Annotated in this window: 17 protein-coding genes and 1 pseudogene; 8 read left to right on the plus strand and 10 right to left on the minus strand. The window is 52.9% G+C overall.

Going from position 1 to position 23,165, the window contains the following annotated elements; genetic code table 11:
• Window positions 1–36 precede the first annotated feature (36 nt).
• Window positions 37–2,774 (plus strand): annotated as a pseudogene (gene barA, locus AC6EMZ_RS18070) (two-component sensor histidine kinase BarA).
• Between the two features lie 15 nt (window positions 2,775–2,789).
• Here barA and AC6EMZ_RS18075 read toward each other — a convergent pair.
• The 8 genes from AC6EMZ_RS18075 to syd all read right to left on the minus strand — a co-directional run bounded on the left by AC6EMZ_RS18075 (window position 2,790) and on the right by syd (window position 11,122).
• Entirely contained in the window at window positions 2,790–3,929 is a 1,140-nt protein-coding gene (locus tag AC6EMZ_RS18075; protein ID WP_498404144.1) for a glycerate kinase, read from the minus strand.
• Between the two features lie 77 nt (window positions 3,930–4,006).
• The gene (gudD, locus tag AC6EMZ_RS18080) at window positions 4,007–5,344 is read right to left on the minus strand and encodes a glucarate dehydratase (protein WP_498404145.1); all 1,338 of its coding nucleotides are present in this window, start codon (window positions 5,342–5,344) and stop codon (window positions 4,007–4,009) included.
• A 16-nt stretch (window positions 5,345–5,360) separates the two neighbouring features.
• Complete coding sequence (locus tag AC6EMZ_RS18085) at window positions 5,361–6,701, minus strand: enolase C-terminal domain-like protein (protein ID WP_498404200.1); 1,341 nt, start codon at window positions 6,699–6,701, stop codon at window positions 5,361–5,363.
• Entirely contained in the window at window positions 6,701–8,056 is a 1,356-nt protein-coding gene (gene gudP, locus AC6EMZ_RS18090) for a galactarate/glucarate/glycerate transporter GudP (RefSeq protein ID WP_498404146.1), read from the minus strand. The genes AC6EMZ_RS18085 and gudP overlap by 1 nt, the downstream gene beginning before the upstream one ends.
• Before the next feature lie 310 nt (window positions 8,057–8,366).
• On the minus strand, window positions 8,367–8,816 hold the full coding sequence (locus tag AC6EMZ_RS18095) for a flavodoxin (RefSeq protein WP_498404147.1): 450 nt from the start codon (window positions 8,814–8,816) through the stop codon (window positions 8,367–8,369).
• Between the two features lie 18 nt (window positions 8,817–8,834).
• A complete protein-coding gene (truC, locus tag AC6EMZ_RS18100; protein WP_498404148.1) occupies window positions 8,835–9,617 on the minus strand; it encodes a tRNA pseudouridine(65) synthase TruC in 783 nt (260 codons plus the stop codon).
• The gene (locus AC6EMZ_RS18105; RefSeq protein ID WP_498404149.1) at window positions 9,614–9,943 is read right to left on the minus strand and encodes a YqcC family protein; all 330 of its coding nucleotides are present in this window, start codon (window positions 9,941–9,943) and stop codon (window positions 9,614–9,616) included. Before AC6EMZ_RS18105 ends, truC begins: the two co-directional genes overlap by 4 nt.
• A 633-nt stretch (window positions 9,944–10,576) precedes the next feature.
• A complete protein-coding gene (syd, locus tag AC6EMZ_RS18110) occupies window positions 10,577–11,122 on the minus strand; it encodes a SecY-interacting protein (protein WP_498404150.1) in 546 nt (181 codons plus the stop codon).
• Between the two features lie 69 nt (window positions 11,123–11,191).
• Between syd and queF the strand changes: the two genes are divergently transcribed.
• The 5 genes from queF (at window position 11,192) to xni (ending at window position 17,615) form a co-directional block, all read left to right on the plus strand.
• Window positions 11,192–12,034 carry an NADPH-dependent 7-cyano-7-deazaguanine reductase QueF gene (queF, locus tag AC6EMZ_RS18115; RefSeq protein WP_498404151.1) on the plus strand — a complete coding sequence of 281 codons (843 nt, stop codon included), beginning with the start codon at window positions 11,192–11,194 and terminating at the stop codon, window positions 12,032–12,034.
• Between the two features lie 116 nt (window positions 12,035–12,150).
• A complete protein-coding gene (gene ppnN, locus AC6EMZ_RS18120; protein ID WP_498404152.1) occupies window positions 12,151–13,515 on the plus strand; it encodes a nucleotide 5'-monophosphate nucleosidase PpnN in 1,365 nt (454 codons plus the stop codon).
• Between the two features lie 510 nt (window positions 13,516–14,025).
• Entirely contained in the window at window positions 14,026–15,315 is a 1,290-nt protein-coding gene (locus tag AC6EMZ_RS18125; protein ID WP_498404153.1) for an HAAAP family serine/threonine permease, read from the plus strand.
• 61 nt (window positions 15,316–15,376) lie between these two features.
• Complete coding sequence (locus tag AC6EMZ_RS18130; RefSeq protein WP_498404154.1) at window positions 15,377–16,744, plus strand: L-serine ammonia-lyase; 1,368 nt, start codon at window positions 15,377–15,379, stop codon at window positions 16,742–16,744.
• 112 nt (window positions 16,745–16,856) lie between these two features.
• Window positions 16,857–17,615 carry a flap endonuclease Xni gene (gene xni, locus AC6EMZ_RS18135; RefSeq protein WP_498404155.1) on the plus strand — a complete coding sequence of 253 codons (759 nt, stop codon included), beginning with the start codon at window positions 16,857–16,859 and terminating at the stop codon, window positions 17,613–17,615.
• A gap of 38 nt (window positions 17,616–17,653) precedes the next feature.
• Here the strand turns inward: xni and fucO are convergent, their stop codons facing one another.
• On the minus strand, window positions 17,654–18,802 hold the full coding sequence (gene fucO, locus AC6EMZ_RS18140; protein WP_498404156.1) for a lactaldehyde reductase: 1,149 nt from the start codon (window positions 18,800–18,802) through the stop codon (window positions 17,654–17,656).
• Between the two features lie 27 nt (window positions 18,803–18,829).
• Entirely contained in the window at window positions 18,830–19,477 is a 648-nt protein-coding gene (gene fucA / locus AC6EMZ_RS18145; protein ID WP_498404157.1) for an L-fuculose-phosphate aldolase, read from the minus strand.
• 564 nt (window positions 19,478–20,041) lie between these two features.
• Here fucA and fucP point away from each other — a divergent pair.
• Together fucP and fucI are read left to right on the plus strand one after the other, a co-directional pair.
• A complete protein-coding gene (gene fucP / locus AC6EMZ_RS18150; RefSeq protein WP_498404158.1) occupies window positions 20,042–21,355 on the plus strand; it encodes an L-fucose:H+ symporter permease in 1,314 nt (437 codons plus the stop codon).
• A gap of 31 nt (window positions 21,356–21,386) precedes the next feature.
• Window positions 21,387–23,162 carry an L-fucose isomerase gene (gene fucI / locus AC6EMZ_RS18155; RefSeq protein ID WP_498404159.1) on the plus strand — a complete coding sequence of 592 codons (1,776 nt, stop codon included), beginning with the start codon at window positions 21,387–21,389 and terminating at the stop codon, window positions 23,160–23,162.
• The last annotated feature ends 3 nt before the right edge of the window (window positions 23,163–23,165 follow it).

Raw genomic sequence — 23,165 nt, forward strand, 5'->3', positions numbered from 1 at the left:
AACATAATGACCCTAATTGTCCCATAACGGAACTCCATGACCAACTACAGCCTGCGTGCGCGCATGATGATTTTGATCCTTGCCCCAACCGTTTTAATCGGTTTGTTGCTGAGCATCTTCTTCGTTGTGCACCGTTACAACGACTTGCAGCAACAGCTGGAAGATGCCGGAGCCAGCATCATTGAGCCGCTTGCCGTCTCAAGCGAATACGGTATGAACCTGCAAAATCGTGAGTCGCTTGGTCAATTGATAAGCGTCCTGCACCGCCGTCATTCGGAGATCGTGCGGGCGATTTCGGTCTATGACGAACACAACCGGCTGTTCGTGACCTCAAATTTCCACCTTGATCCCAGCGAACTTAAAATACCGGAAGGGTCGCCTATTCCGCGCCATCTCAGCGTACTTCGCCGGGGCGATATTATGATCCTCCGCACACCGATTGTATCGGAAAGCTATTCACCCGATGAGTCAGCTATCTCAGATGCCAAGGCCAGCAATAATATGTTGGGGTATGTGGCGCTCGAACTGGATCTCAAGTCGGTGCGGCTACAGCAGTACAAAGAAATTTTCATTTCCAGCGTGATGATGCTGTTTTGTATTGGCATCGCGCTTATTTTTGGCTGGCGATTAATGCGCGACGTGACGGGGCCGATTCGTAACATGGTGAATACCGTCGATCGTATTCGTCGTGGGCAACTCGATAGCCGCGTTGAAGGGTTCATGCTCGGTGAGCTGGATATGCTGAAAAACGGCATTAACTCGATGGCTATGTCGCTTGCGGCCTATCATGAAGAGATGCAGCATAACGTCGATCAGGCGACCTCCGACTTGCGAGAAACGCTGGAGCAAATGGAGATTCAGAACGTCGAGCTGGATTTGGCGAAAAAACGCGCCCAGGAAGCAGCGCGCATTAAGTCCGAGTTTCTCGCCAATATGTCTCACGAGCTGCGCACCCCGCTCAACGGCGTGATTGGTTTTACCCGTCTGACGCTGAAATCCGAACTCAACCCGACCCAGCGCGATCACCTGCATACCATCGAACGTTCCGCCAACAACCTGCTGGCAATCATCAATGACGTGCTTGATTTCTCGAAGCTGGAGGCCGGTAAACTTATCCTTGAAAGTATTCCATTCCCGCTACGCAGCACGCTGGACGAAATCGTCACGCTGTTAGCACACTCTTCGCACGACAAAGGTTTAGAGCTGACGCTCAACATTAAGAATGACGTGCCGGATAACGTCATCGGCGACCCGCTGCGTTTGCAGCAGGTGATCACGAATCTGGTCGGGAATGCTATTAAGTTTACGGAAAGCGGCAATATCGACGTGCTGGTTGAACGACGAGCGATCAGTAATAACAAATCCGCGATACCGGTATTGGCATCCCGGAACGCGACCAGTCGCGATTATTCCAGGCGTTCCGGCAGGCGGATGCCAGCATTTCACGTCGTCACGGCGGAACCGGGCTGGGGCTGGTGATTACGCAGAAACTGGTGAAAGAGATGGGCGGCGATATCTCCTTCCATAGCCAGCCAAATCGCGGGTCAACGTTCTGGTTCCATATCAACCTCGATCTCAATCCGAACGTGATAATCGAAGGCCCGGCGACCCATTGCCTGCGAGGTAAACGCCTGGCCTATATCGAACCCAACGCTGCTGCGGCTCAAAGCACTCTGGATGTGTTGGGTACGACGCCGCTGGACGTTATCTACAGCCCGACGTTTTCTGCGCTGGCCGTCGATCATTACGATATTCTGTTGATGGGAATTCCGGTGACGTTCACCGGTGAGCTAACGATGCAGCAGGAGCGCCTGGCGAAAGCCGCCTCGATGACCGATTACCTGCTGTTAGCCCTGCCGTGTCATGCCCAAATTAATGCCGAAGAGCTGAAAAATGACGGTGCTGCCGCCTGTCTGTTGAAACCACTTACCGCAACGCGTCTGCTGCCTGCATTGACCGAATATTGCCGCATTAATCATCCTGCGCTGCCGACAGTTAACGACGACCATAAATTGCCGATGAGCGTTATGGCCGTGGATGACAACCCGGCAAACCTGAAGCTCATCGGTGTATTGCTGGACGATCACGTGCAACACGTTGAGCTGTGCGACGGCGGTGAGCAGGCACTTGAAAAAGCGAAACAAATGCAGTTTGACCTGATTCTGATGGATATTCAGATGCCAGGTATGGATGGCATTCGCGCCTGTGAGCTGATTCGCCAGCTTCCCCACCAGCAGCAGACACCGGTGATAGCCGTGACAGCGCACGCCATGGCCGGGCAGAAAGAAAAACTCCTCGGTGCTGGAATGAATGATTATCTGGCGAAACCGATCGACGAAGAAAAGCTTCATAGCTTGTTGATACGCTATAAACCCGGCATCGCAGCCGCAAACTACCTCGCGCCCCCCAAACCTGCCGAGATAACAATCAATCCTAATGCCACACTAGACTGGCAGCTCGCGCTGCGTCAGGCGGCAGGGAAACCCGATTTGGCGCGGGAAATGCTGCAAATGCTCATCGGCTTCCTGCCTGAGATCCGCAACAAAGTGGAAGAACAGCTGGTGGGCGAGAATCCGGAAGAACTGGTTGATGCCATTCATAAGCTGCACGGTAGCTGCGGCTACAGCGGCGTACCGCGCCTGAAGAGCCTCTGCCATTTGCTGGAGCAGCAGCTGCGTTCCGGCACACCTGAATCGGAGCTGGAGCCGGAATTTCTTGAGCTGCTGGATGAGATGGATAACGTGACCCGCGAAGCGAGGAAAATTCTCGGATAACAGGATGAGGGGATGTTACATCCCCATTCCGACCTTCAGCGTGGCCGCGATATTCCTTGCCGCCAGTCGCACGTTTTCTTCGGCATTTTCCAGCGCCTCTTCTAAGGTGCAGACGGTATAAATCACGCTGAATACTGCATCCACACCGTGTTCATGTACCACGCCAACGTCGGCCGTGAGACTGCCCGCAATCCCGATAACCGGTTTGTTAAAGCGTTTGGCGACCCTCGCCACGCCAACGGGGACTTTTCCATGAATCGTTTGGCTGTCGATACGCCCTTCGCCAGTAATCACTAAATCAGCATCGGCAACCTGCTTATCCAGTTGCAGAGCGTCGGTCACTATCTCAATGCCCTGACGCAGTTGAGCGCCGCAAAACGCATACAGCGCCGCGCCCATTCCACCCGCAGCACCGCCACCCGAAAGGTTGAGCACGTCCATATCTAAATCATGAGCAATAACCTGAGCGTAATGCGCAAGCGACTTGTCCAGTCGTTCAATCATCTCCGGCGTTGCGCCCTTCTGTGGGCCAAATACCGCCGATGCGCCCTCTTCTCCGGTTAGCGGATTGGTGACGTCGCAGGCGACCTCAATGCGACAGTCAGCCAGTCTTTTATCCAGCCCGCTGATATCAATGCGTGCCAGGCGGTCAAGTTCACCGCCGCCCTGCCCGATAGGCTTTCCCTCACTGGTGAGCAGCTTCGCCCCCAGCGCCTGTACCATTCCGGCTCCGCCGTCATTCGTCGCACTCCCACCGATGCCGATGATAATGTGCTTCACTCCCGCATCCAGAGCATGGCTTATCAGCTCCCCGGTTCCCCAGGACGTTGTGGTGAGTGGGTTTCGCTGCGCGGGTTTCACCAGTTCCAGACCGCTCGCTGCCGCCATTTCAATAAATGCCGATCGTTCGTCACCCGATAGCCCATAAAAGGCCTGAACGCTCACCCCAAGCGGGCCCGTCACATCAACATGCACCATTCGGCCAGCGGTCGCCGCGACCATGGCTTCGACAGTCCCTTCACCACCGTCCGCTACCGGGAGTTTTACGTAATCCGCATCAGGCCAGATTTCGCGAAACCCTTGCTCTATCGCCGTGGCGACTTCAAGAGCACTCAAACTTTCCTTATACGAGTCCGGTGCGATCACTATTTTCATTTAGCATCCTTACGCATGTTGGCTGTGGTCATCATTCACTAAGCAAATGACCGCCCATGGGAGCGGTCCCAATTCGTTTAGCGTACCATGCACGGACGTTTATTGTCGAACGTCCAGTCAGGAATCAGATACTGCATTGCCATCGCATCATCACGCGCACCCAGACCGTGCTTCTGGTATAGCTCGTGGGCTTTTATCAGCTGATCCATATCCAGTTCGACACCCAGGCCTGGCGTGGTCGGTACCTGCACCATCCCACCTTTAATGTCGAATGGCCGTTTCGTCAGGCGCTGATTCCCCTCCTGCCAAATCCAGTGTGTATCAATAGCGGTGATATTACCTGGCGCTGCAGCCGCAACGTGAGTGAACATCGCCAGAGAAATATCGAAATGGTTATTGGAATGTGAGCCCCAGGTCAGCCCGAATTCATGACACATCTGCGCCACGCGCACTGAACCTTGCATGGTCCAGAAGTGCGGGTCGGCCAGCGGAATATCCACCGATTGCAACGAAAGCGTATGCCCCATCTGACGCCAGTCGGTGGCAATCATATTGGTGGCGGTTGGCAATCCTGTCGCACGACGGAACTCGGCCATCACTTCACGACCAGAGAACCCTTGCTCAGCACCGCACGGATCTTCGGCGTACGCCAGCACGCCTTTCAGCCGCTTGCCAATTTTGATGGCTTCATCGAGCGACCAGGCACCGTTTGGATCGAGCGTCACGCGCGCCTGCGGGAAGCGTTTCGCCAGCGCTTCAATCGACTTAGCCTCTTCTTCACCGGCCAGCACGCCGCCCTTCAGTTTGAAATCGTTAAAACCGTACTTGTCATATGCGGCTTCCGCCAGTCGAACCACCGCATCAGGGGTCATCGCTTCATCGTGACGCAAGCGATACCAGTCGCATTTCTCATCCGGCTGGCTCTGATACGCCAGCGGCGTAAGTTTGCGATCGCCCACGAAAAACAGATAACCCAGCATTTCCACTTCGCTGCGCTGCTGGCCCTCGCCGAGCAGCGAGGCGACATTCACCCCCAAATGCTGACCGAGCAGATCCAGCATCGCGGCCTCAATTCCCGTCACCACATGGATAGTGGTGCGCAGATCAAATGTTTGCAGCCCACGCCCGCTCGCATCACGATCGGCAAAGGTACTTCTCACCACATTTAAGACGTTTTTGTACTCGCCCAGCGTTTTACCCACCACTAACGCCGTCGCGTCTTCCAGCGTTTTGCGGATCTTCTCGCCGCCGGGAATTTCACCCACGCCGGTATGTCCGGAGTTGTCTTTAATAATGACAATGTTGCGGGTAAAGAACGGGGCGTGGGCACCGCTCAGGTTCATCAGCATGCTGTCGTGGCCCGCAACCGGGACAATCTGCATAGACGTTACGACAGGAGTAGAAAAAGTGTTCATTATTCAATCCTTTTGATTAGTGGCGACCGAACGCCGGGCGTTTGCGGTCAAAGGTCCAGCCGGGAACAAGATATTGCATTGGGCCTGCGTCATTGCGCGCACCACCCGGCAGTTTCTTGTAGAGTTCATGCGCCTTGTGGACCTGATCCCAGTCCAGCTCAACGCCTAATCCCGGTGCATCCGGTACGGTAATTTTACCGTCTTTAATCTCAAGCGGGTTTTTGGTCAGGCGCGCATCGCCCTCCTGCCAGATCCAGTGGGTATCAATGGCGGTCGGCGTACCTGGAGCCGCAGCACCAACGTGGGTAAACATCGCCAGAGAGATATCAAAGTGGTTATTCGAATGGCAGCCCCAGGTTAAACCCCAGTCGTCGCAAAGCTGCGCAACACGCACCGCACCGGAGAGCGTCCAGAAGTGCGGATCCGCCAGCGGAATATCCACCGAATTCAGCATCACCGCGTGGCCCATTTCGCGCCAGTTCGTCGCAATCATGTTGGTCGCCACCGGCAGACCCGTGGCGCGACGAAACTCTGCCATCACTTCACGCCCGGAAAAACCTTGCTCGGCACCACACGGATCTTCCGCGTAGGTCAGCACGCCGTTGAGACCTTTGCACAGCGCAATGGCTTCATCCAGCAGCCACGCGCCGTTGGGATCAACGGTAATACGCGCATCCGGAAAACGTTTTATCAATGCGCGGACGCTGTCGATCTCCTGCTCGCCCGGTAGTACGCCACCCTTGAGTTTGAAATCTTTAAACCCGTAGCGATCCTGCGCGGCTTCCGCCAGCTGCACTACCGCCTCGCGGGTGAGCGCTTCCTGATGGCGCAAGTGATACCAGTCGTGACTGCCCGAAGTATATTCCAGATACGGGAGATCGGTTTTAGTGCGGTCACCCACGTAGAAAAGATAACCGAGGACCGTGACGGCATCACGCTGCTTGCCTGGGCCTAACAGTTCACACACCGGGACGTTGAGCGTCTTGCCCAGCAGATCGAGAAGGGCTGCCTCCAGCGCGGCGACGGCGTTGACGCGCAGTTCAAAAGTCCAGGCCCCGTTGCCAAACGTATCGAAATCGGCGGCCTGATTGCCTTTATGTACACGCTGAACCACCTTATTCAGGCGAGCGATTTCCTGCCCAATCACCATTGGAACAGCATCGAGCAGAGTCTGTAAAATCACTTCGCCGCCAGGGGCTTCACCTACGCCGGTATTACCGGCGCTATCGGTGAGGACCACGATATTACGGGTGAAATACGCACTGTGTGCGCCACCAATATTGAGGAGCATGCTGTCATGCCCGGCGACCGGAATGACTTGCATGTCAGTAATGACGGGGCTTGATTGAGTATTCATCATGCCTGCCCCGCGACGGGTTTCAGCTCAACGCGTTTAATGTCGCCCACCAGCACCAGGTAGCTCAACACCGCCACCAGCGCGTGGACACCCACGTAGATCAGTGCGCCGTTAAACGAGCCTGTGGTGCCGACGATATAGCCAATCGCAATCGGGGTGACAATACCGGAAATATTACCGAACATATTGAACAGACCACCGCTAAGCCCACTGATCTCTTTCGGTGCGGTATCTGCCATCACCGCCCAGCCCAGCGCACCAATCCCTTTACCAAAGAAGGCCATCGCCATAAAGCCGACAATCATCCACTCCACATTCACGTAGTTACAGAACACCATCGACATGGAGAGCAGCATCCCTACCACAATGGGCGTTTTACGTGCGATATTCAGCGAGCCAGTCCGACGCATCAGCCAGTCCGAAATCACACCGCCGAGCACCCCGCCGATAAATCCACACACTGCGGGAATGGAGGCAATAAACCCTGCTTTGAGGATCGACATCCCGCGCGCCTGCACCAGATAGACCGGAAACCAGGTAATAAAGAAGTAGGTAAGAGCGTTAATGCAGTACTGCCCAAGGTAGATACCGATCATCATGCGCGAACCGACAAGCTGCTTGATCTGCCCCCACTTCTGGCTAAACGGCACTTTTTCTTTTGTGCTTTTCTGATCCATGTTGATCAGCGCGCCACCTTCGGCAATGTACTCCAGTTCTTTCTTGTTAACGCCAGGATGTTGATTGGGTTCGTGGATCACTTTCAGCCACACAAAGCTAATGATGATCCCAAGGCCACCCATAAAGAAGAAGACGTGCGACCAGCCTACTTCATGCGTCAGCCAACCCATGATGGGCGCAAAAATAACCGTGGCAAAATATTGTGCGGAGTTAAATATCGCCACCGCCGTGCCCCTTTCCTGTGCCGGGAACCAGGCTGCGACGATGCGGCTATTGCCCGGGAAGGAGGGTGCTTCCGCCAATCCCACCAGAAAACGTAAGGTGAAAAGCGCAACGATAATGCCGAAACCATTGAAGATATCGACAAAGCCTTGCAGGAGGGTAAACATGGACCAGATAAAGATGGACCAGAAGTAAACGCGTTTCGAGCCGAAGCGGTCAAGCAGCCAACCGCCGGGTATTTGGCCAATCACATAGGCCCATGAAAACGCGGAGAAGACATACCCCATACCAACCGGATCGAGACCAATGTCTTTTGCCATTTCCGAGCCGGCAATCGACAGCGTCGCGCGGTCGCCATAGTTGAAGGATGTGACGATAAACAGCATCACCACTATCCAGTAGCGAGCATTTGTGCGCTTCTCAGCGCTGCTCGCCGCGTGGCTTAATGTACTCATTGTTGCACTCCTGAATCATAGCTTTTCGCTAGGTTCATTCTGAACAGCACAACCTGTAGGGTAATCAGAATGAGAGGTTAGTGTTTTTGCAGTTTTGGTACGACTTGATGTCGTTTTAGTCTGACTAACTGCATTTTTTAACTGGCATGAAAAGTATATGTAAGGGGCACTAGCCCTCTCACCGTGCAACAACACAATATTGAGAGAGGGTCAGGAAGTTGTTTGGGGCATAAGCCCAACTGAGTGGAAGGTACTTCACGGAATGGGTGATTTTATGCCCAGTGGCGGCTTCGCCTTACCGGGCATTGTATTATTTGAGGAGTGTGGCCCAGTTCTCAACCCACGGGTTAGACTGGCTTTCTGGCTCAGGATGCTCACCGGCATCGATCAGTAACATATCCCCCACTCGCTGAGCGCTTTGCTCCTGCAACAGGGCGTCGAACTGCTTACCGCCACCACAGAAATTGGGGTAGCTGCTGTCGCCCAGGGCGATAATTCCATAATGGACATCCGGCTGGAAGCCAAGGTTATCTTTGATGCCCTGAAACAGTGGCAGAATACTATCAGGAAGATCGCCCTGCCCGGTTGTTGACGTCACCACCAGTGCATACTGATCTTTGTACTTTAACCAGTCAGCCAGTTCGGGATCTTCATAGACTTTCGCCTTGTGCCCCATCCCTGCCAGGATCGCTTCAGCTTCTTCTGCGACCAGCAGTGAGTTGCCATACATTGTGCCGACAAAAATTCCAACTTCAGCCATGTTTCACTTCCTTCATTATCACTGTTGCTGTTCATCCTGAACGTTGCCAGGCGTAAACTCAACCCTTTCATTTTTGGGGAGTTGTCCCACCCAGCCAAAGTGTGACAGCGCCTGCATCCACACGTCGTCCAGACCTGCGGATATGACGAGCGGCTCACCGGTAAAAGGGTGCGTGAGGCTAAGCTGGCTTGCGTGCAGCATAAGTCGATTGCAGCCAAAATGTTCTGCCGCGCTCCGGTTCTGGCGCAGATCGCCGTGCTTGCTGTCACCAATAATAGGGTGACGCAGATGCGAAAGATGGCGACGCAGTTGATGCTTGCGTCCGGTTTTAGGCTCAAGCTCCACCAGACCATAGCGCGTCGTCGGGAATTTGCCCGTCGCTATAGGCATTTCGACGGTAGCCAGACCGCGGTAATCGGTGACCGCAGGCTGAGGGTCTTTATTTTCACGGGCAAACTTGTCGGCGATTTTATCCAACTCTTCCACCAGCGGATAATCAAGCGTTGCTTCATCCATCAGCCAGCCGCGCACAATGGCGTGATAACGCTTTTGAATTTGATGCTGCTCGAACTGCTGCGATAACAACCGCCCGGCCTCACTGGACAAGCCCATCAGCAATACGCCAGAAGTTGGTCTGTCCAGGCGGTGAACGGTAAAAACGTGCTGGCCAATCTGGTCGCGTACGGTTTGCATCACCACCACTTTTTCATCGCGATCCAACCAGCTTCGGTGAACCAACCAGCCAGACGGTTTATTGACCGCCACCAGCCATTCATCCTGATACAAGATCTCAATAGTCATGCCTTGCCACCAGCAAACAGCACGTCCAGTCGTTGCAGCTCGATTAGCACCACGTCACGAACGGGATGAGCCGCATCAAGCGCCATTTCATAATAAGGCGCGATGGCAAAATCGTGCGGCAGCGGATGACCGCCATCCAGCAACGCATGCATACGTGGCAGTAATATCCACTGGAGCCATTCAAACGGTTCGAGGGTATCCAGGCAAAATGGTTGTGTGCTTTCGAAGGCCGCTGGCGCAGGAGCCATGTCCTGCCACAGCTGATGTTCGCGCAATATTGCTTCGATGGCGTGCAACTGAGCACGAACGCTATCGTGATGCGTCATATAAACCTCAACTGAAAAACGGAATGGCGCGAAGCATAGCATTGCGGAAGGTAGAAATAAAAAAAGGGAGCACTGTATAAAACAGTGCTCCCGGTTCGTTTCGCAGCATTCCAGCTACAATTTGTGCTCCCTGCTCATCCGTGACAACTTTTCCTCTGGCCCTGAGACCTGGTCATCCATAAACCTGCTGCATCCTGCTCACACCATCCTGATGTGAATGTTTCATCCTGAAACGTCCTGGCCTTCCTGACCCACCGACCATCCTGACCGGCTCTCATTCTCCTTCCTGGAGGTGTCCCTTACGCATCCTGCGTTATCCGTTTTGCTTCATCCTGAAGCCTTCCTGCAGCGCCATTCTGACGTATCCTGAGTAAGAAACGTCATCATCCTGATGTTCGTTTCTTGTGTCGGCGTCCTGTCGACCTATATAGAATCCCCTATTCCGCTTCGTCTTACAACCCATGCAACAAGGCTCACAGCGAGGCGACAGCGTGTGTAAAAGCAGAAATAAAGTTATAAGCCACTGAAATAAATAAAGTTACTAAAATTAATCGGTGAGTATATTACGACTTAATACGGCGATCTCTCACAAACCTTGTAAGAGATCTCTCACAAACACAGTAGCACTTTGGATTACAGAACTGGCTCAAGTCGGTTGAGGAATTCCGCAAGTGAGGGGGCGAGAATGTCGCGTTTGCGGGTACCGATGGTCTCTTTGATCACTTCACCATTCAGGTTACAGACGGAGATAACATCCAGTTCACTCTCCAGCGTGGCGATAAAAAGCGTCGGTGCAAGCTTCAAACGTTTTTGCATCACCAGATGTCCAATCAGATTCTCCTGAACCCGCTGGAAGTCATCTTCGCTCCAGGTTTGCAGCAACGTCAGCGTTTCGTTATCGAAGCGCGCGCGCATATCCCCGGCTAACTGTGTGGTGTAAAACGAATGAACGGCAGGTTGTACCACGAGGTCCATTGCGCGCTCAACCGCATTTACATTTTGCTCTGCGGTGAACGGCTGCGGCTGCCAGATAATGGTGTCATCCAGGGTGGTGATAATGCAGGGTGAAGGCACGCCGTATAACTCTTCGCTTTGCGGCCACGTATCGTGTTTTTGATGCCATGCCTCGCAGTAGCGTGTAGTGAATGCCTTCAGGGCATTTGCAGTCTCAATATCCACCGATTTCTCTCTTTGCGTCAGACAGGATAAACTTGAGCTATTAGTGTACCTGCAAAGTGGCAACGAAACATGTCTTACGAAAATCATCAGGCGTTAACGGGTTTAACGCTGGGCAAAACGACTCATTACCGCGACATCTATGACGCCAGCCTATTGCAAGGCGTCCCGCGCAGCTTAAACCGCGATCCATTGGGATTACGTGCAGATGCCCTGCCCTTTGTGGGCGGCGATATCTGGACGCTTTACGAACTCTCCTGGCTGAATGCCCGTGGTTTGCCACAGGTGGCGGTCGGCCACGTCGAGCTGGATTATTCCAGCGTCAATCTGGTGGAGTCGAAAAGCTTTAAGCTGTATCTGAACAGCTTCAACCAAACTCGCTTCGACTCCTGGGAAGCGGTTCAGCACACGCTACAACGCGATCTCAGCGCCTGCGCGCAAGGTCACGTCACCGTGGCGCTCTATCGTGTCGACGAACTGGAAGGCCAGCCAATTGCCCACTTCCACGGCACCTGCATTGACGACCAGGATATCGAGATCGACAACTACGAATTCAGCACCGATTACCTCGAAAACGCCACTGAGAATAAAGTGGTGGAAGAAACGCTGGTCAGTCATTTGCTGAAATCCAACTGTCTGATCACCCACCAGCCCGACTGGGGTTCGGTCCAGATTCAGTATCGTGGGCCGAAAATTGACCGGGAGAAGCTACTGCGCTATCTGGTGTCATTCCGTCATCATAATGAGTTTCACGAGCAGTGTGTCGAGCGAATCTTCAATGATATTCAGCGGTTCTGCCAGCCTGAGAAACTGAGCGTTTATGCGCGATACACCCGTCGCGGCGGGCTGGATATCAACCCATGGCGCACCAATACCGATTTTGTTCCTGCAATCGGGCGTCTGGTACGCCAGTAAAGTAAATATTTTCACAATATGCGTACTGTATTCCGCGCTTGAGGTTGTGAAACGTCATAAGCCAGGGCTATTGTAATCAACAGGGAAAGAAGATCTTCGTCCCATAAGGAGCTCACTTGATTACACATATTAGCCCTCTCGGCTCAATGGATATGTTGTCGCAGTTGGAAGTGGACATGCTTAAACGCACGGCCAGCAGCGACCTTTATCAACTGTTTCGCAATTGTTCACTTGCCGTCCTGAACTCCGGAAGTCTGACCGATAACAGCAAAGAACTGCTGTCTCGTTTCGAAAGCTTTGATATCAACGTGTTACGCCGCGAACGTGGCGTAAAACTCGAAGTGATTAACCCGCCGGAAGAGGCCTTTGTCGATGGGCGCATCATTCGCTCATTGCAGGCCAACCTGTTCGCCGTCCTGCGCGATATCCTGTTTGTTAACGGACAAATTCACAACGCCGGTCGTTTCCAGCACCTGAATCTGGAAAGCTCCGTTCACATGACCAACCTGGTGTTCTCTATTCTGCGTAACGCTCGTGCCCTGCACGTGGGCGAAGCACCAAACATGGTCGTTTGTTGGGGCGGTCACTCCATTAATGAAACTGAATATCTCTACGCTCGACGCGTAGGTACTCAGTTGGGCTTGCGCGAACTGAACATCTGTACCGGCTGCGGGCCGGGCGCGATGGAAGCCCCAATGAAAGGCGCAGCGGTCGGTCACGCGCAGCAGCGTTATAAAGAAGGACGTTTTATCGGCATGACCGAACCGTCCATTATTGCGGCTGAGCCACCTAACCCGTTGGTCAACGAACTGATCATCATGCCGGATATTGAAAAGCGCCTCGAAGCGTTTGTCCGTATCGCACACGGGATTATTATCTTCCCGGGCGGCGTGGGTACGGCAGAAGAGCTGCTCTATCTGCTGGGCATTCTGATGAATCCGGCTAACAAAAATCAGGTATTGCCGCTGATCCTTACCGGGCCTAAAGAGAGCGCAGATTACTTCCGCGTGCTGGACGAGTTTATTGTGCATACGCTGGGCGAGGCGGCACGAAGCCACTATCGCATCATCATTGACGATGCGGCAGAAGTGGCGCGTCAGATGAAAAAAGCGATGCCGCTGGTGAAAGAAAATCGTCGAGACACCGGTGATGCCTACAGCTTTAACTGGTCGATTCGTATTGCGCCAGATCTACAGATGCCATTCGAGCCGTCGCATGAAAACATGGCGAACCTCAAACTGTATCCGGATCAGCCGGTGGAAGTTCTGGCCGCCGATCTGCGTCGCGCGTTCTCGGGCATCGTTGCCGGTAACGTAAAAGAGGTGGGGATCCGGGCAATTGAAGAGTTTGGCCCGTATAAAATCCACGGTGACAGCGACATGATGCGCCGCATGGACGATCTGCTTCAGGGCTTCGTTGCTCAGCATCGTATGAAGTTGCCTGGCTCGGCCTATATTCCTTGTTACGAGATCTGCGCATAGCAGAATATTCGTCTACATCTTCCTCAAGCCGGGTACTCCCGGCTTTTTCTATTTTTATCGTTAAAAACATAGGTATCACTTATCTCATTTACATTCTCAACGAATACGCAAACGATTACCTTCATTTTTCAGCCGTGATTTATCAGTCTTAATCGAAATTAACCGTCAGAAAAAACTAAAAAACCCAATCTTTACAGCCAATCACACGTATCTCGGAGCCTAAGCTATCCTGCCATATGTCGTTAATGGTAGCCTTCGCGCCCGTAAATTCGCTTTGATGTTTTATTAACAGTTTTTTGGCCTAAAAATGTCCACATCATAAGTGGATTATTGCATTTGGGATCGGGATCACTGATAGATTCATAACTAAAATGTATCTTTCCGCCCGCCAATAGTTACGGGCATAAATTATAAAAAAACCGTCATTGAACGAATTTCATATTACAGCCAGGCCATTTTTCATCGGAATTGACTAAAAAGCCTGACAAATTGTTCCTCCAGGAGATACAGATGGAAACCACTCAAACCAGCACCATTGCTTCGACAGAATCCCGAAGTGGATGGCGTAAAACGGATACCATGTGGATGCTTGGCCTTTACGGCACAGCAATCGGCGCTGGTGTACTGTTCCTTCCTATTAACGCAGGTGTTGGCGGTCTGATTCCGCTGATCATCATGGCGATTATTGCTTTCCCGATGACCTACTTTGCACACCGCGGTCTGACCCGTTTTGTGCTGTCAGGTAAAAACCCGGGCGAAGACATCACTGAAGTCGTTGAAGAACACTTTGGTATCGGCGCAGGTAAACTGATTACCCTGCTCTACTTCTTCGCGATTTACCCGATTCTGCTGGTGTATAGCGTGGCTATCACCAACACCGTTGAAAGCTTTATGACGCACCAGCTGCACATGACGCCGCCACCGCGCGCGATCCTGTCGCTGATTCTGATTATCGGCATGATGACCATCGTACGTTTCGGCGAGCAGATGATCGTTAAGGCGATGAGTATTCTGGTATTCCCGTTCGTGATTGCGCTCATGATTCTGGCCTGCTACCTGATCCCACAGTGGAACAGCGCCGCACTGGAAACGCTGTCCTTTAGCAGCGCATCGGCAACCGGCAACGGCCTGTGGATGACTCTGTGGCTGGCGATTCCGGTCATGGTATTCTCCTTCAACCACTCCCCGATTATCTCCTCCTTTGCCGTAGCGAAGCGCGAAGAATACGGTCAGGGCGCAGAGAAGAAGTGCTCCAGCATCCTGGCACGTGCTCACATCATGATGGTTATTACCGTTATGTTCTTCGTGTTCAGCTGTGTACTGAGCCTGTCCCCGGCGGACCTGGCAGCAGCGAAAGCCCAGAACATCTCGATTCTGTCTTACCTGGCGAACCACTTTAACGCGCCGCTGATTGCGTGGATGGCACCCATCATCGCGATTATCGCGATTACCAAATCCTTCCTCGGCCACTACCTGGGCGCACGTGAAGGCTTCAACGGTATGGTGATTAAATCTCTGCGCGGCAAAGGTAAGAGCATCGAAATCAACAAGCTGAACAAAATCACTGCCCTGTTCATGCTGGTGACCACCTGGGCGGTCGCGACCATGAACCCGAGCATTCTCGGCATGATCGAAACCCTGGGCGGCCCGATTATCGCGATGATTCTGTTCCTGATGCCGATGTACGCGATTCAGAAAGTACCGGCGATGCGTAAATACAGCGGCCATATCAGCAACGTGTTCGTTGTGATTATGGGTCTGATTGCCATCTCCGCGATTTTCTTCTCTCTGTTCAGCTAATACCTACTGCGCTGCCTTAAGGGCAGCGCAATCCTCTCTGACTGATAGCAATGGACGCATCATGATTAGCGTATTCGATATCTTTAAAATCGGTATTGGTCCTTCCAGCTCTCACACTGTCGGACCAATGAAAGCCGGTAAACAATTCACGGATGACTTGATTGCACGCGGCATTCTTCACGACGTAACTCGCGTGGTCGTTGATGTTTACGGGTCCCTTTCCTTAACGGGCAAAGGTCACCACACCGACATCGCCATCATTATGGGACTGGCGGGGAACCTGCCGGATACCGTAGATATTGATGCAATCCCTGGTTTTATTCAGGACGTTAACACCCATGGTCGTCTGCTCCTGGCGAACGGCGAGCATGAAGTAGAATTCCCGGTTGATAAGTGCATGAATTTCCATGCCGACAACCTCTCCCTGCACGAGAACGGTATGCGAATTACCGCGCTGGCAGGTGAAAAGGCTATTTACAGCCAAACCTATTACTCCATCGGCGGCGGCTTTATCGTCGACGAAGATCACTTTGGTCAGCCGAATGATTCATCGGTTGCGGTGCCTTATCCGTATAAAAATGCGGCGGATTTACAGCGTCACTGCCAGGAAACAGGTTTATCCCTCTCTGGCCTGATGATGAAAAACGAACTGGCGTTGCACACCAAAGAAGAGCTGGAACAGCACTTTAACAACGTCTGGGACGTGATGCGTGGCGGTATCGAGCGCGGTATCACGACAGAGGGCGTATTGCCGGGCAAACTGCGCGTTCCGCGCCGTGCGGCTGCGCTGCGTCGTATGCTGGTCAGCACCGACAAAACCACCACCGATCCGATGGCCGTGGTCGACTGGATCAACATGTTTGCGCTGGCGGTCAACGAAGAAAACGCTGCTGGCGGGCGTGTCGTCACCGCACCGACCAACGGCGCATGCGGTATCGTTCCGGCGGTACTTGCGTATTACGATAAGTTTATCCGTGAAGTGAATGCCAACTCACTGGCTCGTTATCTGCTGGTTACCAGCACTATCGGCTCTTTGTACAAGATGAACGCCTCGATTTCGGGTGCGGAAGTCGGTTGTCAGGGCGAAGTGGGCGTGGCCTGCTCAATGGCAGCGGCGGGGCTTACCGAGCTGCTGGGCGGTAGCCCGACGCAGGTTTGCATCGCGGCAGAAATCGGCATGGAGCACAACCTTGGGCTGACCTGCGATCCCGTCGCCGGACAGGTTCAGGTGCCATGTATTGAACGTAACGCGATTGCCTCCGTAAAAGCGGTCAACGCTTCACGTATGGCGCTGCGCCGTACCAGTGAGCCGCGCGTATGCCTCGATAAAGTTATCGAGACCATGTACGAAACGGGTAAAGACATGAACGCCAAATACCGCGAAACCTCTCGCGGCGGCCTGGCGATGAAGATTGTCACCTGCGATTAAGTCATAAAGGTGCCTCGTTTCTGCGAGGCACCTTCCCGTTATTCTCGCCTTTCGTAGTTTCCATCTGTTTGCAGTGTTACCCTTAATCGACTGGATAAAAGGGAGAATGTCTGTGGCTGTTCATTTGCTGATTGTTGACGCGCTAAATCTCATTCGCCGCATACATGCGGTACAAGGCACGCCGTGCAAAGACACCTGTTTGCACGCGCTGGAACAGCTTATCCGCCACAGCACGCCAACCCACGTCGTCGCCGTATTCGACGATGAAGCGCGCAATACCGGTTGGCGTCACCAGCGATTACCAGATTACAAAGCCGGGCGCGCGCCAATGCCTGACGATCTGCACAGCGAAATGCCCGCCATTCGTGCGGCCTTTGAGCAACGCGGCGTACCCTGCTGGGGTGCTCACGGAAATGAAGCGGACGATCTGGCCGCGACGCTGGCGTTAAAAGTGGCAGGAGCCGGACATCAGGCCACTATCGTCTCGACCGACAAAGGCTATTGCCAGCTACTTTCACCGACTATTCGTATTCGCGACTACTTCCAGAAACGCTGGCTTGATGCTCCTTTTATTGCCAGCGAGTTTGGCGTGTCGCCGCAGCAGCTTCCCGATTACTGGGGCCTTGCCGGAATCAGCAGCTCAAAAATACCGGGCGTTGCGGGCATTGGCCCAAAAAGCGCCGCACAGTTACTGACGGATTTTCAGGATCTCGAAGGGATTTATGCCCATCTTGAAGATGTGCCAGAGAAATGGCGCAAGAAGCTGGAAGCGCATAAAGAGATGGCGTTTATTTGTCGGGACGTGGCGCGATTGCAGACTGATTTGCAGCTCGATGGCAATTTGCAGCAGCTGCGCTGGGCAGGTCATTAATACTAAGTAAGGGCGATGCACCATCGCCCTTACGCCCACTACCAGGCCGTATGGTACAACTCACTAATGTCAGCCAGGGTTGCCTCGCGCGGATTACCGCCGGTACAAACATCCTCTAGCGCCGCCTGTGCCAGCAAAGGAATATCCTCTTTGCGTACGCCGACGTCGCGTAAGTGTACCGGGATCCCCACATCACGGTTCAACGCAAAGACCGCATCAACCGCTGCCAGACGGGCTTCTTCGAGGCTCATGCCCTCTACTTTCTGCCCCATCACTCGCGCAATATCGCGATACTTCTCGCCGGTCGCACTGGCGTTATAGTGCATCACATGCGGTAACAGGATAGCGTTGGCTACACCGTGCGGCGTGTTGTAAAACGCCCCCAGCGGATGTGCCATTCCGTGAACTAAACCGAGCCCGACGTTAGAGAATCCCATACCTGCAACATATTGCCCTAGCGCCATCGCCTCTCCAGCAGATGGTTGCCCTGCGACAGATCCTCGCAACGATCCCGCGACTATCTCAATCGCCTTGATATGTAACGCATCCGTCAGAGCCCAGGCACCGCGCGTGATATAACCTTCGATAGCATGAGTTAACGCATCCACCCCGGTGGCGGCTTTAAGCGCAGGCGGCATGCCATCCATCATATCGGCATCAATAAATGCGACCTGCGGGATGTCATGCGGATCAACACAGACAAATTTGCGCCGGTTTTCTTCATCAGTAATGACGTAGTTTATTGTCACTTCCGCTGCGGTACCAGCCGTTGTTGGTACGGCCAGAATGGGCACGCAGGGGTTACGCGTCGGGGACAGCCCTTCAAGACTGCGCACATCCGCGAACTCTGGGTTCTTAACAATAATACCGATCGCTTTGCAGGTATCCTGCGGGGAACCACCGCCGATAGCTATCAGGTAATCTGCCCCACTTTGTTGAAAAGCACGCAGCCCCGCCTGCACGACGGCAATCGTCGGATTGGGGATCACGCCGGTAAACATCTCCCAGGCTAGCCCAGTATTCTCCAGCAGGCGAGTGACTTTCTCCACGATGCCGCACTGCACCAGAGTCGTATCAGTCACAATTAATGCCTTGCGGTAACCACGACGTTTCACCTCATCGGTTAACGCATTTATCGCCCCCCGGCCAAACCACGCCGTTTCATTGAGGATCATTCTGTTCGCCATAACTCATCTCCTGTTTAAACTGCAAAATCACTCTTCTATACGCAGGCCATAGGTCTTGAATTTCTCCAGTACAATGGCGATCTCGTCATCATTGAGGGTCGGTACAGGGTCGGTGATCGCTAAAGTGCTGAGATAAAGTTGTGCCAGGACCTCCACTTCATGTGCCAGCCAGAGTGCCTTTTCCAGATTCTCTTCGCAGGCAATCAGTCCGTGATGCTGCAACAGGGTTGCTTTTCGGTTTTTCAGCGCGATCGCCACATGCCCGGAGAGCTCGCGTGTGCCGAAAGTGGCATAGGGGGCACAGGGGATGGAGTTCCCGCCTGCCGCGGCAATCATGTAATGGATCGCCGGAATCGGGCGGTTCAAAATCGAAACCGCAGTGGAATGCACCGAATGGTTGTGAACCACCGCATGAGCATCAGGACGAGCCTGGTAGGCGGCCATATGGAAACGCCACTCACTGGAGGGCAATTTGTTTTGCTCATGCTGGCCATCGGCATCAATAAAGACAATATGCGATTCAGTCAGTTTTTCATAAGGAATACCTGTCGGCGTAATCAACATCCCGCCCTGATACCGCACACTGACGTTACCCGCAGTTCCCTGATTCAATCCCAGGCGCGTCATTTCCAGACAGGTGTTGATAATCTGTCGAGCCAGTTTGTTTCTTTCCATTTTTTTACCTCATTCAATAATTCAAAACGCGACAGCAAAACCACGAGCCAGCCTGATAGCGGGTTCTGCTGAATATTTACCGATTATCATCATCCTGAATAAGTTCATGAGAATTTACACCGCCCTATTTTGTGATGCGCATCAATGAATGAGTCCATTAAAGAGTAAGCTCATGGGATTTATTTAACGGTATAATGCCCGTTCTTAATAATATTTTTAAAATCGGGCATTTATTATGTCCTTCTGTAAAACATGCCCGTTTGCAACCTTAAAAATTCATTCGGTCATTGCTACTGTGGTTTTGCGATTTTACATTCTCAAACGGTCATGTTTTTCCAATAATTAAAGTGATAAAAATCACAGAAATACGACAACTCAGCACCAAGTGTGACTCCCATCATATTAAACGACGATTTTTATTTGAAAATGAATTCATGAGTTCACTCGTCATGTTCATTTTATTACCTGGCGCGTCATCTGAGCTCACATAAATTTGCGGTCCGCTGAGAGATACACCGCCCCCCAACAAGCTGTTGCATACGCTTTTGAACCAATGAGGATGCTATGGGAAACACAACGATACAAACGCAGAGCTATCGCACAACGGATAACGCGCAGCATAGTAGGAGCTACATCATTCCATTTGCCTTACTCTGTTCATTATTTTTTCTATGGGCTGTCGCCAACAACCTCAATGACATTTTATTACCTCAATTCCAGCAGGCGTTCACGTTAACAAACTTCCAGGCTGGACTTATCCAGTCCGCATTTTATTTTGGTTATTTCGTCATCCCTATCCCTGCTGGAATTTTGATGAAAAAGTTAAGTTATAAAGCAGGGATTATTTGTGGGTTATTTTTGTATGCTCTTGGCGCGGCGTTATTCTGGCCTGCTGCTGAGGTAATGAACTACACCCTCTTTTTGATTGGTCTTTTTATTATTGCGGCAGGGCTTGGTTGCCTTGAAACCGCAGCCAACCCTTTCGTGACGGTTTTAGGTCCAGAAAGTGGCGGACATTTCCGACTTAATCTGGCACAAACATTTAACTCTTTTGGTGCCATTATTGCCGTTGTATTTGGGCAAAGCCTTATTTTATCTAACGTGCCGCATCATTCTCCAGAAGTGCTGGATAAAATGGCACCAGAGCAATTGAGTGCCTATAAACACAGCCTGGTATTATCAGTACAAACGCCTTATATGATAATCGTAGCGGTCGTGCTCCTGGTGGCCCTGCTGATCGCATTCACTAAATTCCCATCTCTACAAAGCGACGATCATAGCGACGCCTCGCAGAGCACTTTTATGGCGTCATTTTCTCGCCTGGTGCGCGTCCGCCACTGGCGTTGGGCGGTACTCGCGCAGTTTTGCTACGTCGGCGCGCAAACAGCATGCTGGAGCTATTTGATTCGGTACGCGATTGAAGAGATCCCAGGGATGACGCCCGGCTTTGCCGCCAACTATTTGACCGGAACCATGGTGTGCTTCTTCATTGGCCGCTTTACCGGCACCTGGCTTATCAGCCGCTTTGCTCCGCATAAGGTTCTGGCATTTTATGCCTTACTTGCCATGGTCCTGTGCTTTATCTCTGCGGTAAGCGGCGGCCACGTCGGCCTGCTGGCCTTGACGGTATGCAGCGCGTTTATGTCGATTCAGTACCCCACCATTTTCTCTCTGGGCATTAAAAACCTGGGGCAAGACACCAAATACGGCTCGTCCTTTATTGTCATGACCATTATTGGTGGCGGCATCGTCACGCCAATTATGGGATTCGTCAGCGATGCCGCAGGCAATATCCCAACGGCTGAAATCGTCCCAGCCCTGTGCTTCGCCATCATCTTTATTTTTGCCCGCTTCCGTTCACAACCGGAAATGAACTGAACATTTATCCCAATAACGTGAGGAATTTGTAATGAAAAAGATCGGCTTACCGAAGATAGGCATTCGCCCGGTTATTGATGGCCGCCGTATGGGCGTTCGTGAGTCACTGGAAGAGCAAACCATGAACATGGCGAAAGCCACCGCCGCGCTGATTAGCGAAAAACTGCGTCACGCATGCGGCGCACAAATTGAGTGTGTTATTGCAGATAGCTGTATCGCAGGAATGGCCGAATCAGCCGCCTGCGAAGAAAAATTTAGCCGCCAGAACGTGGGCGTCACCCTCACCGTCACTCCCTGCTGGTGCTACGGCAGTGAAACAATCGACATGGATCCAATGCGCCCGAAAGCCATCTGGGGATTCAACGGCACCGAGCGTCCGGGGGCGGTTTATCTTGCTGCCGCGCTGGCAGCTCACAGCCAGAAAGGCATACCGGCGTTCTCCATCTACGGCCACAACGTTCAGGATGCCGATGACACATCTATTCCTGCTGACGTCGAAGAAAAACTGCTGCGTTTTACGCGCGCAGGATTAGCGGTGGCCAGCATGAAAGGTAAAAGCTATCTCTCCGTCGGCGGCGTATCGATGGGGATCGCAGGCTCGATTGTCGATCACAATTTCTTCGAGTCCTGGCTGGGCATGAAGGTACAAGCGGTGGACATGACCGAACTGCGCCGCCGTATCGACCAGAAAATCTATGACGAAACCGAGCTGGAAATGGCACTGGCGTGGGCGGATAAAAACTTCCGCTACGGCGAAGACCAGAACGCACCGCAATATAAACGGAGTGAAGCGCAAAGCCGCGCAGTGCTGAAAGAAAGCCTGCTGATGGCTATGTGTATCCGCGACATGATGCAAGGCAACAAAGTGCTGGCAGAAAAAGGGCTGGTGGAAGAGTCCTTGGGCTACAACGCCATCGCAGCGGGCTTCCAGGGCCAGCGCCACTGGACCGATCAATACCCTAACGGTGATACCGCCGAAGCGCTGCTTAATAGCTCCTTTGACTGGAACGGCGTGCGTGAACCCTTTGTTGTCGCCACCGAGAACGATAGTTTAAACGGCGTGGCAATGCTGATGGGCCATCAGTTAACCGGCACTGCGCAGGTGTTTGCCGACGTGCGAACCTATTGGTCGCCGGAAGCGGTAGAACGCGTGACGGGCAAACCGCTTACCGGTCTGGCAGAGCATGGCATTATCCACCTTATTAACTCCGGCTCGGCAGCGCTGGACGGCTCCTGCAAACAGCGAGACAGCGAAGGCCAGCCGACCATCAAGCCGCATTGGGATATTAGTCAGCAAGAGGCGGATGCCTGCCTGGCAGCAACCGAGTGGTGTCCAGCTATCCATGAATATTTCCGTGGCGGCGGTTTTTCTTCTCGCTTCCTGACAGAAGGCGGCGTGCCGTTCACCATGACACGCGTGAATATGATTAAAGGACTCGGCCCGGTACTGCAAATAGCCGAAGGCTGGAGCGTGGACCTGCCGAAAGAGGTGCACGATCGGCTTGATGCCCGCACCAACTCTACCTGGCCTACGACCTGGTTTGCGCCACGCCTCACCGGCAAGGGGTCATTCGCCGATGTTTATTCGGTGATGGCGAACTGGGGAGCTAATCATGGTGTGCTCACTATCGGTCACGTCGGTGCCGACTTTATTACGCTTGCCTCAATGCTGCGCATTCCCGTCTGCATGCACAACGTAGAGGAGGAGAAAATCTATCGTCCATCTTCCTGGGCGGCACACGGTATGGATAGCGAAGGTCAAGATTACCGTGCCTGCCAGAACTACGGCCCACTGTATAAGCGTTAATGC

Source organism: Enterobacter sp. SCRI0065 (genome assembly GCF_059766475.1).